The organism is Pedobacter jaeyakensis (assembly GCF_054461315.1).
The window spans coordinates 1,418,602-1,431,979 of sequence record NZ_CM136921.1 but is presented as its reverse complement, the minus strand read 5'-3'; the positions used below and the strand labels follow the sequence as shown (position 1 = coordinate 1,431,979).

Below are 13,378 nucleotides of genomic sequence, written 5' to 3'. Positions count from 1 at the left end.
TATAGTGATTTTCTAAGTACTAGTCTTAATTATCAAGGGATTGATCGGAAATCATTGGTAATATAGAGAATTGAACTTAAGTAATTGTTAAAGAGTTATAATTTAGTTAAACATTTGCGGTTTCTGCGATTTGCAGAAACATTTTTTTAAACTCATGTGTTCTTTTTGAAACCCTGCTGCTATGGAATTTCAAGAACAACAATCACACGCCGATATTCAAACCATTAATTTTGAACCAGATAATCAGAGAGTTGAGCCGAGCGCTACTGAAGAGCACGATTTATTTGATGAAGCCCTCTGGACGCAGCAGGACGGCGATTTGCCCCTGTGGAGAATGTGGCGATAACAACTATAAGTTGAGCCAGTTGTTAAACAAAAACCGGAATCGGCATAATACTTGTTAAACTCCAGTCTTTAACTCAAAAATTGAAAATTTATGAAAAGATTGTTTTTTACTTTTATTGCATGCGCTGCATTGCTAACATTTAGTACCGCTAAGGTAAATGCCCAAAACTACAAGACTGGCCTGGGATTAAGAATAGATGCTGGAGATGGTTTTACAGGTGTAGGTTTTGACGTGAAACACTTTTTTACAAGAAACAATGCTATTGATGCCAACTTGATCTTTTTTGATGGCGATGTGGTAGGACTAGGCGCGGAATATCAATACAACGCTCCTATTCAGGGTGTGAAAGGTTTGGATTGGTATTTAGGTGTGGGTCCTAATTTCTTATTTGGACACAATGCAACCGCAGTTCAACTAAGACCAGTTGCAGGTTTAGACTTGAAAGTACCTGGTGCACCAATTGACTTTGCGTTTGACTGGAGACCGATGTTTACATTGAACGACAATTATGATTCTGTAAATGCAGCCAGATTTGGTATCTCTATCAGATATGCATTTTAGTAAGACAAATTCCTAAAACCGTTTAGGAACAAAATATAAAAAGGGCAGGTAATTCGTATTACCGGCCCTTTTTATTTGGTATGCTGACGCGCTTAATAAAATACCGCTTTTCTAATCTTAAGCTGTTCTTCTGTCGCCGCATCATCCAATTGAGCTGTTAGCTTAACATTTGGATTGGCTGTTAGCACCAATTTTACTTCTTTGACAATGCCGTCTCTTCTGACTAACAAGGTAATCACATCGCCAACTTTTTTTGTAGCAATTAAAGGCATCTTTTCCAGTACTACGGTTAATGGTACGCCGTCAACACTGATGACCTCATCATTTACGTTTAACCCACCGTTCCATGCTGCAGAGCCGCGCAACATCGAAGATACCACAAACAGACCCTCTACTTTTTTGGAGGCCACGCCCATATAGGGCTCCTGATTTCCAGCATTGTCATCTTTGACCAAAATACCGGCGTATCCTAAATATTTTTGGTAATCAACCGGTGTTGTCCCGTTTACATATTTAGCCCAGAAATCGGTGAAACTAATTCCGCTGATCTTCTCTACCGTTGCCTTAAATTCTGCGTCTGTATAACCCCTTCCCAATTTTTTGTAATACTGGTGGTACATATCGTGCATCACATCGTCCAGCGACTTGGCCCCTTTAGTGGCCCTGGCAATCTCCAAATCCATTAATGTGCCTATAACAGCGCCCTTGGTGTAATAGGAAATGGAAGTATTCCCGGAGTTTTCATTGGGCCTGTAACTCTTTATCCAGGCATCATAGCTGGCCGAAGCAGCGGACTGAATCCTGGCACCTGGTATATTGTAGACTGCTGCAATTCCCGTTGCAAAGGCCTGGGCCGTTTCTGCTTCTGTACGGTATCCTGCACGCAATAATATTTTATTTTCAAAATATGAGGTAAAACCTTCAGCAACCCAAAGATTAGTAGTGTAGTTCTCATTGTCGTAATCGAATGGCCCAAGTGCGATTGGCCTCAACCGCTTTACATTCCACAGGTGGTGGTACTCGTGCGCAACAAGACCAAGAAAGCCTTTATATCCTTTTTCTGTAGCATAGGAATCTCTGGCCACACCCAACACAGTTGAATTGAGGTGCTCTAATCCGCCGCTTCCCACACTCACGTTATGGACGATAAAAGTATAGTGCTTGTTCGGATTCTCTCCATAGATGGCCGTGATCTGTTCAATCACCTTTGGCATATCAACTTTCAAACGTTCCTGATCGTAATTCGCAGTGCCATACATGGCAACTTCATGTTTCACACCAGAAGCGGTGAATTCAAATACGTCCTGGTTGCCAACCTCGATAGGGCTGTCGAACAGCACATCAAAATCTGACGCCCTGTAGGTAAATTTCTCTCCAGCGACAGGCTCCAGTCCGGTAGAAACTTTACTCCATCCTGTAAATGGAATGATCTCCACGGTACTTGGTGATTTCAGCTGACCGTCCGGGTACATAAAAATAGAGGTGCTGGAAAGGAAAGCGTGTGTATCGTCTACAAAGGAAGTCCTTACCGACAGCTCAAAAGCGTATACCCTGTATTTAATTTTAATCAGGTTCGCTTTTGCGGAGTGTATCCTCCAGGCGTTTTTACGGACCTTCTCAAACTTAAGGTCTTTACCATTTGCAGTTGCAGAGAACCCCTCCACACTTTTGGCAAACTCCCTGACCAGATAAGAACCTGGTGCCCAAACCGGCATTTTAACATCTACGTAATCCTTAACCAATCCGGAAATGTTCATTTCTACTTCTGCATAATGTGCCTGGGGCTCTACAAAACTGACCTCAAAACCAACTTTAACTTGTGACTTACCTGCCATACCTATCGATAATATTACTAATACTAGTCCTAACGCTCTTCCGATCATAATTACCTGATTTAACCGTGTCAAAACTAGAGAAAATAGCGCTTTAATGCAATCAAAAGCGTTGCGATGCATTTACAACGCTGTAACATACTTAATACAACATAGGTAAGGCATCATATTTGAATATTTTTGCCATTAGATATTGACTTAACAACTGTATGAAAATAAGATACATTATTTATACTATTCTTGCTTTAGGCCTTGCTTATTTAATTTACCACAGAATTACTTCCAATAAAAAAATAGAAGGTGAAGGGAAAGGTGGTTCTGGCGCTGCAGGCGCAAAAGGAGGTCCCGGAAAGGGTATGCAGGTAGAGGGAATTGTTGTGCAAACAACCGACTTTACCAACGACCTGGAAGTAACGGGGACTATTGAAGCGAATGAGTCAGTATCATTGAGAAGTGAAGTATCAGGTTTGGTGACCAGCATTAATTTCAAAGAGGGATCCAATGTAACTAAAGGCAGTTTGCTGGTGAAAATTAACGACCGCGACATCCAGGCACAATTACAGGAAGCCATCACCAAACAGAAGCTTTCTGCCACGAACGAAAACCGCTCAAAGCAATTGCTGGAAAAGGGAGCGATTAGTCAGGAAGAATACGATACCTCTCTGGCCGATCTGCAGTCGCTCAGATCACAAACCCAATTGATCCGGGCACAACTGGCAAAAACATCAATCTACGCACCTTTTAGCGGTAAGATCGGATTAAGGTCGATTTCTGCAGGAGAATACCTGACACCGGCTACCATGATTGCGAACCTCTCCAGTATCAACCCGCTAAAAATCAGTTTTTCAGTACCAGAGAAATACATCGGACAAATCAAAGAAGGCAGTGAAGTTACCTTTACTACTGACGGGTATTCAAAAACCTTTACCGGTAAAGTCTTTGCATTGGAGCCCGGCGTAAATACACAAACCCGTACGTTGCAGATCAAGGCTTTGGTACCAAACCCCAGTGGTGAATTGCTACCCGGTTCTTTTGCAAAAATAAAACTGGCACTCAACACCGCTAAAGATGCCATCCTGATCCCGAATGAAGCCATTATTCCGGTATTAAAAGGCAAGACTGTATTCATCAGCAAAAATGGAAAGGCAGTTCAGGTACCTGTTGAAGCTGGTACAAGGACGGCCGAAAAAATTTTGATTACCTCTGGATTAAAAGTGGGAGATACTGTGCTGACTACCGGCGCGATGGCGCTTAAAGCCGATGCACCCGTTAAGGTTACCGTTGTAAAAAAATAGCGCATGAGTATTTCAACTACCAGTATAAAACGGCCTGTTCTGGCCATTGTCATGAATTTGGCCATACTTCTTTTCGGGGTGATTGGCTACAATTTCCTTGGTGTACGAGAATTCCCCAACATAGATCCTACGGTAGTTTCTGTGCGGACCTCCTATCCCGGAGCGAATTCGGACATCATCGAGTCGCAAATTACCGAGCCCCTGGAAAAATCAATCAACGGTATTGATGGAATCAGGAACATTTCCTCTTCCAGTAACCAGGGAACGAGCAACATCACGATAGAGTTCAACCTGAATAAAAACATTGATGATGCAGCAAACGATGTTCGGGATAAAGTTTCGCAAGCGGCTAGAAGTTTACCAAAAGATATTGACGGTAACCCTGTAGTCAGTAAGGCTGACGCGAATTCTGATGCCGTGATTACCATGACGGTGCAAAGCGATAAAAGAAACGTGATGCAGCTGAGCGACTACGCAGAGAATGTGATTGCAGAACGTTTACAAACCATTTCCGGGGTGAGCAGTATACAGATCCAGGGACAACGCAAGTATGCCATGAGGGTTCGCATAGACCCAAATAAATTGGCCGCCTATGGCTTGACATCACAGGATATAGTTACCGCGCTCGACAAAGAAAACGTAGAACTTCCTTCAGGAAAAATTACCGGGGCAAATACCGAGCTTATTGTAAAAACACTGGGTAAACTAACCAATGCAGAACAGTTTAACGACCTGATCTTAAAAACAGATTCCAACAACCTGGTTAGGTTGAGAGATGTTGGTTTTGCAGAACTGGGCTCTGAAAACGAGGAAACAGTTTTGAGGGAGTCTGGCAAACCGATGGTTGCCGTTGGATTAATACCGCAGCCTGGTGCCAATTACCTGGATATCTCTAAAGAGTTTGACAAGCGTTTTGAACAACTACAAAAGGACATACCGAAAGACATCAAGCTTAACATCTCTCTGGATACGACGAAATTTATTAAGTCGTCCGTTACAGAGGTTGCTGAAACGATCATCTTATCCCTTATCCTGGTCATCCTGATCATCTATTTGTTTTTCAGGGATTGGGCGATTGCGGTACGACCGTTGATAGACATACCCGTATCACTGGTGTTTACCTTTTTTATCATGTACATCTTCGGATTCTCGATAAACGTGCTATCACTACTGGCTATTGTGCTGGCAACGGGACTGGTGGTAGATGACGGGATTGTGGTTACGGAGAATATCTTTAAAAAAGTGGAAGAAGGCTACTCTCCTTTTGAAGCAGCGATCAAAGGATCAAACGAAATATTTTTTGCCGTGATTTCCATTTCCATTACCCTGGCCGCGGTATTTTTGCCGGTAATATTTCTACAGGGATTTGTGGGCCGGCTGTTCCGGGAGTTCGGCATTGTCATTGGTGCGGCGGTATTGATTTCAGCTTTTGTTTCGCTGACTTTAACGCCAATGCTGAATGCCTATTTGATGAAAAAAACAGGGCACAAAAAATCGAAATTCTATGAAATGACGGAGCCTTATTTTGTGAAATTGAATGACGGTTATGCACAAAACCTCAATAAATTTCTTGACAAAAAATGGCTGGCGATTCCCATTATTGCCGTATGTATTGGATTAATTGCGTTGTTCTGGACGATCATCCCGAAGGAAACTGCGCCGTATGACGACAGAAGTGCGATCAACATGAACGTGAGCACCCCGGAAGGATCTTCGTTCGCCTATACAGATCGCTTTATCATGAAAATCCAAGAGCTGATTGCAGATTCTGTTCCGGAAAAGAAAGTAAACATCACCATCACTTCGCCTGGATTTGGGGGCGCCGGATCTACCAATAGCGGCTTTGTACGGATGGGTCTTGTTGATCCCGACGAAAGGGAGCGTTCGCAAGCAGACATCGCTGCAAAATTAACCGCTATGACCAGGAAGTTCTCTGAGGGAAAAGTTACGGTGACCCAGCAACCTACGATTGCAGTGGGCAGACGCGGAGGTTTACCGGTTAACTACATCATTCAGGCACAAAATTTTGAGAAGCTGAGAGAAAAGGTGCCTCTTTTTATGGATGAGGTTGCGAATGATCCAACCTTTACAACTTCTGATGTGAACCTAAAATTTAATAAACCTGAGATAAACTTGAGCATTGACAGGGACAAGGCTAAAAATCTGGGTGTATCTGCGGCAGATATTGGTTCTGCTTTACAGCTTGGATTAAGTGGTCAGCGCTTTTCCTACTTCTTTATGAATGGCAAGCAATATCAGGTAATCGGACAATTTGAAGTGGGCGACCGCAAAGACCCACTGGATTTGAGCTCTGTATATGTTAGAAATGACAAGAACGAACTGATCCAATTGGATAATCTGGTAACCGCTAAAGAGGAAAGCAGTCCGCCGCAACTTTACCGTAACAACCGTTTCACGGCAGCGACTGTATCTGCAGGATTGGCACCGGGAAAAAGCATTGGCGACGGTATTGAGGCAATGGACCGGATTTCTGCAAAAGTACTGGATGAAACCTTCTCTACTGACCTGGGCGGAGAATCCAGGGATTTTAAGGAAAGTTCTTCTAATACCCTATTTGCCTTTGGCCTTGCCCTCCTATTGGTTTACCTGATTTTAAGTGCCCAGTTTGAAAGCTTTATTGACCCAATCATCATCATCATTACGGTACCCATGGCGGTGGCCGGTGCATTCCTATCACTTTGGCTGTTTGGCCAAAGCTGGAATATTTTTAGTCAGATCGGCACGATCATGCTCATTGGTTTGGTTACCAAAAACGGTATCCTGATCGTAGAATTCGCCAATCAGCTGAAAGAAAAAGGAATGAGTATTCATGATGCGATCAGGGAAGCAGCGGTGTCCAGGCTACGTCCTATCCTAATGACCAGTTTGGCAATTGCCATAGGCGCGTTGCCAATTGCAATGGCATTAGGTGCAGCAGCAACCAGCAGGATCGGTATGGGTGTTGTAATTGTTGGCGGAACAACCTTCTCCCTGGTGTTGACGTTATTTGTTATTCCGGCTGTGTATTCGTACTGGTCCAAAGAACATAAAGTAAACAAAGATCTGGAGGAATCTTTAGGAACTGCAATTGAAAATGAGAAAAATGAAATCGCTAAATCATAAGAACATGAGGATCAAAAAGTCCACTCTTTCTTTAACGTTGCTGCTAGTCGCATTTTTAAGCACAGTTTGTGCACAGGAAAAACTTACTCTTAAGGAAGCGGTGACCGTAGCACTCCAAAATAATTACGACATCAGGCTGGTGAACAATGATGTTCAAATAGCAAAGAATAATGTAAACCTGGGCAATGCAGGGATACTGCCAAGGCTGGACGGGTCATTTAGCGAAGGCGGAAGCATACAAAACACCACCAGAACCCAAAGTACAGGAACACAACAAACACTGACCGGAGTGCGCAATACGAACATGAGTTATGGTGTGGCACTTGGCTGGACTATTTTTGACGGATTGCAGATGTTTACGAATTTAGAACGTCTTAAAGAATTGCAAAAACAAGGAGAAGTAAACTCAAAAGCCACTATTTTAACTACAATTAGTGATGTGGTCAATGCCTATTATACAGTGTCCAAAGAACAGCAGCTGGTTATTGCCAGAGATAGCGCCCTGGATGTTTCCAGGCTGCGCCTCAGGATTGCAAACAGTAAACTGAGCATAGGAAGGGGTTCAAAATTAGATGTGCTGAGTGCGACGGTTGATTACAACGCAGATACATCGGCATACCTGCAGGAAAAGAATCTGTTCAGGAATGCGATGGTTTCTCTCAATCAGGTCATGGCCAGAGATCTAAATATTGTATTTACGGTGGACACGGTATTCGACATCAATCCGAAGCTTGATTTCAGTACGCTGCTCGGACAAACTGAGCAACTGAACCCAAATCTGCAAAACGCATTCATTAACAAAAAGATAGCGGAGCTGAACCTAAAGCAAATCAAGGGTCAGCGTTATCCAACAGTGGCCGTGAACAGCGGATATGAATACCAGAAAAGCTCCAGTCCGACCGGCTTCAACACGCAACAACGCGCAAACGGTTTGACTTACGGCCTAACCGCAAGTTTGAATATTTTTAATGGTTTCCTACAGCGCCAAAACGAGCGGAATGCCAAAATTGAGATTAATTCATCGGAGTTAACACTAGACAAAACAAAATTAGACATCAGTGCGCAACTGACTTCAACCTTTCAAAATTATGCAACAAATCTTGACTTGTTGTCGGTTGAAAAAAGCAATGTGGAAGTGGCCAGGCAAAACCTGGACATTACTTTGGAGAAGTACAGGTTAGGAAGCATTGCGCCACTTGAACTTAGAGAAGCACAACGAAATTCAATAGATGCGATTGTCAGATATCTGGAAGCGCAGTATCAGGCGAAGCTTACGGAGATCAGTTTAAAAGAGATCAGCGGAACTTTAAATATCCAATAAGATTAGTATTTTTAGCAAATGATTTTGGTTGCAGACAGCGGTTCTTCTAAAACGGATTGGATGGGATATAGTCCGAATGAGAAAATTAGTTTTAGCACACAAGGAATAAATCCATATTTCCTAAATGCGAACGACATATTCAAGATTTTCTCCAAAAAAAAGGAACTGCTTAGTTTTGCAGACCAGGTAAAGGAGATCTATTTTTTCGGGGCCGGCTGTTCATCGCCGGACAAAATTGAGGTGATTTCAAATGGTATATCTTCCTATTTTACCAATGCCTATGTTTCGGTGGAACATGACCTTATTGGCTCTGCATATGCTACTTGCGGGGATGAAAAGGGCCTTACTTGTATACTGGGAACTGGCTCCAACATTTCTTACTATGATGGCAAAGATGTACATGACGGCGCACATGGCCTGGGGTACATTCTTGGCGATGAAGGTTCGGGCACTTATTTTGGCAGAAAATTGATCACCAGTTATTTGTATAACCAAATGCCGGCGGATTTAAGTACGGAATTTAAAGCTGAGTTTGACCTGGACAAAGAAATGGTGATTACCAATGTTTATCAAAAACCAGCACCCAATATATTTCTTGCATCCATTAGCCGCTTTATGGCCGACCGTACGGAGCACCCCTTTATCTTAAACATCCTGCGCGAAGGATTTCAGGAATTTGTGGATACCAACATTAAAGACTTCGAAAACTATAAAGAATTGAATTGTCATTTTGTAGGATCAATTGCCTATTACTATCAGGACACACTTCGTGAGATTTGTAGAAAAAACCAGGTCAACGTTGGAAAAATCTTCCAAAAACCAATTGAAGGCATTTATAATTACATCCTTAAAAAAGAAGGCATCACCGCTTAGCGTCTCGTATCTTTTTTACACCATAACAGGCACCAGCCAAAAGCATTAAGGTTACACCTCCATCCAGTGGAACATCTGGATCTCCTCCCGGAAGTCCCGGATCACCATATTGTGCAATAGCAGATCCAGCGATAAGAAACATTAAAAAAATAAGTAAGCCGTATTTCATACGTCCAAACTGGTTGGTTTAATTTTAGGGATACCAGCTTATTTGAAAATATTTTAAAATAAGCTGGTCTTTTTATTTCAAATCCATCCAGTTTGGTTTCAGAATTACCTGACATGAAACTGAAACACTTTGGACTTATACTCATCCTGATGGTATGCGGCTGCTACACAAATGCCCAGACATGGATGAATGGATTTAGTTACCGAAAGAAAATTACGATCAACAAAAGCAAAGTCGTGGCCAAAACTATTGTTTACACGCCAAGCAACATCGTAGATTATGATCTGGTTGACTTTCCGGTTTTAATTGACCTGACTGACAACGACCTGATTTACTACCCCGGTACCTGTGGAAATAAAATACAGGATGCCAATGGAAGAGACATTTCGTTTGCCTTGAGTACCGCCCCTGCAACACCATTAAATTTTCAGGTGGAGCGCTACGAGCCGACTTCAGGGAGGCTTGTTTGCTGGGTTAAGATCAGCTCATTAGCGGCCAATAAGACGGCTACGACCGCCACATCCATTTACCTGTACTATGGAAGTTCATCGTCAGGAAATTTGCACAATCCCTATGGCAGCGCCGCACTTGGTGCCTGGAACAATGATTATACAAAAGTGGTGCATTTAAATGAATTGAATCAAGCAACAGGTTTACAAAACCTGAGCAGTGCGGGCGCTTCCAGCGAACAGGCTTTTAAACCTGCAAAAGTAGGTGATGGCATCGACCTGAATGAGGGATCTAACGCTTTCAATGCCGGTCTGGAAGAAAGTACCACTGTCAGCATTTCTACCTGGATAAAACCGGCAGCGGTAGGTAGAGATCAGGTGATCATGACCAACGACAGTTTGGGGCGCGGTGGTTACCAATTAAAGCTCAATTCTGCCAACAAACTGGTTTTTGATGTCTTTAGAGGCGCCTCTGCCCCGGGAGGAATAACCGGCGGATTAACTGCCTTAAGCGCTGGAACATGGTATCATGTGTATGCCCTGTTCTCTGGAACGGTTGCCACCATTTATTTGAACGGCACAGCTGTGGGGTCGGGCTCTGTGTCAACATTCCGCCTTGGTGCTGGCGGCACGCTAAAAATTGGGCGAAGCAGATTGGGGACGAATAAATTTTACGGAATGATCGATGAAATCAGGGTTCAAAAAATCAACACAGGCACGGAATGGATCACCACGGAATACAACAACCAGAATGACCCCGCGAGTTTCTACACCATCGCTGCTGAAGAATACAATCCTTCTGGCTTCTACAGATTTACAGGTTCTGGAAATCAATGGAACTTAGCTTCGAACTGGAGTACGGCAAGTATACCAGGAGCCAATGCAAACGTAGTGATAGCTGCAGGAAAATCAGCTCGCTATTCCGGAACAGGTTCAAATCAGCTCAATAAACTCATTGTTGAACAAGGCGGAAGTTTGACTTTGTCTTCCGACCTACAATTCGGGTGTATCTCGCAGGTTGCTGCCGGAGGTAAGGTTATGCTGACCAACGGTGCTACACTCACATTTTCGTCAAATTTGCTCAACAACGGACTGATCGCTTCCGATGACTCGGGAGGTACGGTAAAGTTTGCCGGAAGCCAGGAGCTTCAGGAATACGGCGGCATTGGAACACTAAAAATACCGTCACTGAAAGTAGACCAGCTACTTGCCCAATCTAATCTGTTACTAAACTCGACTGTGCAAGTAACTGGCTTTGTAGACGTAAAAAAAGGAATATTAAATGCGAACGGCAATCTAAAGCTGCTGGCCACCTCTGCCACAAATACAGCTGCTGTATTGCCAATTGCTGATCCATCAAGCGCAAGTATCATCGGACAGGTGACCGTTGAACAATTTATATCAGGAAGCTATCCAAGTCCGGCGACTGCGAGGGGATGGCGACTTTTAAGTTCGCCAGTATATACCGGAATATCCGGTGGAAATAAAGAATTTGACTTGCTGGCACTGAAAAATGTAATCTTTATTACTGGAAATGGAGGGCTGCTGAATGGCTTTGACCCTTCCCCATTAAACGGGGGGACTATTTATACCCATGACCAATCTTTGCCGGGTACGCTATCTCAGAAATATATACCCATTAAAAACACCAACGATAAGATCCCGTTGGGAAAAGGAATTTACGTGTTCTCCAGAGGGAACAAGACTATTGAAAATGCTTACGCGCAGCAAATTGAGCATGCCCCTTTTTCCAATCCTGCTTCCTATACCATACAACACAGGGGACAATTGTTTACTGGTAATCTCATTGTCTCCTTATCTAATCGTAAAACAGGTGCAGAAGGAGACGGATTTAACCTGGTTGGAAATCCCTATGCATCTCCCTTAAGATGGGGCAGTATTACAAAATCTGGAGTTTTGCCTTTTATATGGCAATTTGACCCATTGAACAACGCCTATATCGTGAGCGACGCTCCCGAAACGATCATCCCATTGGGATCAGCATTTTTTGTTAAAGTGGTCACGACAGACGCACAAGGGCTACTCACTTTTACCGAAAACGCAAAGTATACCAGTGCCATACCCGCTTTACCCTATCTCATGTCAGGTAAATCAACCGCAGCGAATGGTTTACCTGATATCGTATTTAGGCTAAAGATTTCCAAGGAAGACTTTAGTCAATCTTATGTACTTAAACTGAAAGATGGCGGACGAGATGAAGTGACTGACGAGGATGCTTTGAAGCTGGGTGAAGGTATTGTAAACATCGGAGGAATTGCTGGAAACGCTAAATTAGCGATAGACGAGCGCTCGCTACCTATAGCATTAAAAAACATAGATATCTACGTTAAAGTATCTGCTACCGGAAACTACAAACTAAGCATTGATGGGATCAACTCAAACTTGATTCGTGCTTTTTTGGTAGACCATTATCTTGGAATTCAACGGGAAATTGGAACAGACACCCTACTTTACGATTTTTTGGCAGATAAAAATATCCCCACTACTGAAGGGGACTCACGCTTTAAGCTCCTGGTAAAACCAAAAGAAGCAGACTCGGAAAATAAAATGGAGATCGCTGTATTTCCAAACCCTTTCCACGACCAATTAAAGCTCCGCACAACTGTAGAGTCAGGTATGGCCTGCTATCTGGAAATTAAGAATGTGATTGGCAATACTGTTTTGCGTCAGGGACTAAGAGGAAGCATGGAGGTAAATACAAATAACCTTCCGGTGGGGATGTACCTGCTGCAATTGATCTCTTCTGAAGGAAAAAAGATCAAAACAATTAAGATTCTTAAAAATTGACGGGCTTATCAATTATTAAACCAGCAAGGCAAAACCTTTGCCTGCAGATTTTTTCTTTGAAACCCTTTTATTCATTTCGGCACGAACCATTGAGGCGACCCACTCCAGCTTTTTTTGTTCTTCAACATGGAATGCCCGGGACGTTTTATCCACAACACAGACCGATCCAACATTGAAGCCTTCATCAGTTGTGATGGGTGCAGCGGCATAAAACCTGAATCCATGTTCTCCGGCAATCATCGGATTAGTAAGGATGGAAATCTCCTTTTGTAAATCTTCAAACACCGTTACTTTTTGATTGAGGATGGCCAGGGAACAAAGGCTACTTTCACGTTCAGATTCCATACCTGACTCACCCTTTTGATTTGCTTTCGTCCAAACCGTATGCCTGTCGACAAAGTTAATCATCGCAACCGGCGCATCTAAAAGCGTTGCCGCGATAGCAGCCAGTTGATCAAAGATCGGTTCAGGTTTTGTATAAATAATCTTGTACTTTTTTAAGTTCTCTAAACGTTCTTCTTCATTAAGAGGAACGAGATCAGTCCCGTTTGTCATATGTGCTTTAGCAAATCATTATCCCTTGGCTATCGCGTTTTTAAAC

The 13,378-nt window shown here is 43.0% G+C and carries 10 protein-coding genes; 7 read left to right on the top strand and 3 right to left on the bottom strand.

The window, feature by feature from the left end; all coding sequences use genetic code 11:
* The first annotated feature begins 181 nt into the window (after positions 1–181).
* Complete coding sequence (locus ACXZ1K_RS06370) at positions 182–346, top strand: hypothetical protein (RefSeq protein ID WP_458972548.1); 165 nt, start codon at positions 182–184, stop codon at positions 344–346.
* A 90-nt stretch (positions 347–436) separates the two neighbouring features.
* Positions 437–907 carry a hypothetical protein gene (locus ACXZ1K_RS06365; RefSeq protein WP_458972547.1) on the top strand — a complete coding sequence of 157 codons (471 nt, stop codon included), beginning with the start codon at positions 437–439 and terminating at the stop codon, positions 905–907.
* Between the two features lie 92 nt (positions 908–999).
* Here the strand turns inward: ACXZ1K_RS06365 and ACXZ1K_RS06360 are convergent, their stop codons facing one another.
* A complete protein-coding gene (locus ACXZ1K_RS06360; RefSeq protein ID WP_458972546.1) occupies positions 1,000–2,790 on the bottom strand; it encodes a M61 family metallopeptidase in 1,791 nt (596 codons plus the stop codon).
* A 158-nt stretch (positions 2,791–2,948) separates the two neighbouring features.
* Here ACXZ1K_RS06360 and ACXZ1K_RS06355 point away from each other — a divergent pair, with 158 nt between their 5' ends.
* The 4 genes from ACXZ1K_RS06355 to ACXZ1K_RS06340 are packed head-to-tail and all read left to right on the top strand — an operon-like array spanning position 2,949 to position 9,351.
* Positions 2,949–4,034 (top strand): efflux RND transporter periplasmic adaptor subunit, encoded by a 1,086-nt coding sequence (locus ACXZ1K_RS06355; protein WP_458972545.1) that lies wholly within the window; start codon positions 2,949–2,951, stop codon positions 4,032–4,034.
* Between the two features lie 3 nt (positions 4,035–4,037).
* Entirely contained in the window at positions 4,038–7,157 is a 3,120-nt protein-coding gene (locus ACXZ1K_RS06350; protein ID WP_458972544.1) for an efflux RND transporter permease subunit, read from the top strand.
* Positions 7,158–7,161: 4 nt separating this feature from the next.
* Complete coding sequence (locus ACXZ1K_RS06345) at positions 7,162–8,478, top strand: TolC family protein (protein WP_458972543.1); 1,317 nt, start codon at positions 7,162–7,164, stop codon at positions 8,476–8,478.
* An 18-nt stretch (positions 8,479–8,496) separates the two neighbouring features.
* On the top strand, positions 8,497–9,351 hold the full coding sequence (locus tag ACXZ1K_RS06340) for an N-acetylglucosamine kinase (RefSeq protein ID WP_458972542.1): 855 nt from the start codon (positions 8,497–8,499) through the stop codon (positions 9,349–9,351).
* Here ACXZ1K_RS06340 and ACXZ1K_RS06335 read toward each other — a convergent pair.
* Positions 9,341–9,493 (bottom strand): PID-CTERM protein-sorting domain-containing protein, encoded by a 153-nt coding sequence (locus ACXZ1K_RS06335; protein WP_458972541.1) that lies wholly within the window; start codon positions 9,491–9,493, stop codon positions 9,341–9,343. The two genes, ACXZ1K_RS06340 and ACXZ1K_RS06335, sit on opposite strands and share 11 nt — an antisense overlap.
* A 140-nt stretch (positions 9,494–9,633) precedes the next feature.
* Here ACXZ1K_RS06335 and ACXZ1K_RS06330 point away from each other — a divergent pair, with 140 nt between their 5' ends.
* Entirely contained in the window at positions 9,634–12,777 is a 3,144-nt protein-coding gene (locus tag ACXZ1K_RS06330; protein WP_458972540.1) for a DUF2341 domain-containing protein, read from the top strand.
* 15 nt (positions 12,778–12,792) lie between these two features.
* On the opposite strand, the gene ACXZ1K_RS06325 is transcribed toward ACXZ1K_RS06330, so the two are convergent.
* Positions 12,793–13,332 carry a GAF domain-containing protein gene (locus ACXZ1K_RS06325; RefSeq protein ID WP_458972539.1) on the bottom strand — a complete coding sequence of 180 codons (540 nt, stop codon included), beginning with the start codon at positions 13,330–13,332 and terminating at the stop codon, positions 12,793–12,795.
* Positions 13,333–13,378 lie beyond the last annotated feature (46 nt).

Excerpts from the sequence above, each read along its gene's own strand:
- ACXZ1K_RS06370 (WP_458972548.1), top strand. The coding sequence starts at position 182 with ATGGAATTTCAAGAACAACAATCACACGCCGATATTCAAACCATTAAT.
- ACXZ1K_RS06345 (WP_458972543.1), top strand. The coding sequence starts at position 7,162 with ATGAGGATCAAAAAGTCCACTCTTTCTTTAACGTTGCTGCTAGTCGCA.
- ACXZ1K_RS06335 (WP_458972541.1), bottom strand. The coding sequence starts at position 9,493 with ATGTTTCTTATCGCTGGATCTGCTATTGCACAATATGGTGATCCGGGA.
- ACXZ1K_RS06325 (WP_458972539.1), bottom strand. The coding sequence starts at position 13,332 with ATGACAAACGGGACTGATCTCGTTCCTCTTAATGAAGAAGAACGTTTA.
- ACXZ1K_RS06340 (WP_458972542.1), top strand. The coding sequence starts at position 8,497 with ATGATTTTGGTTGCAGACAGCGGTTCTTCTAAAACGGATTGGATGGGA.
- ACXZ1K_RS06330 (WP_458972540.1), top strand. The coding sequence starts at position 9,634 with ATGAAACTGAAACACTTTGGACTTATACTCATCCTGATGGTATGCGGC.
- ACXZ1K_RS06355 (WP_458972545.1), top strand. The coding sequence starts at position 2,949 with ATGAAAATAAGATACATTATTTATACTATTCTTGCTTTAGGCCTTGCT.
- ACXZ1K_RS06365 (WP_458972547.1), top strand. The coding sequence starts at position 437 with ATGAAAAGATTGTTTTTTACTTTTATTGCATGCGCTGCATTGCTAACA.
- ACXZ1K_RS06360 (WP_458972546.1), bottom strand. The coding sequence starts at position 2,790 with ATGATCGGAAGAGCGTTAGGACTAGTATTAGTAATATTATCGATAGGT.
- ACXZ1K_RS06350 (WP_458972544.1), top strand. The coding sequence starts at position 4,038 with ATGAGTATTTCAACTACCAGTATAAAACGGCCTGTTCTGGCCATTGTC.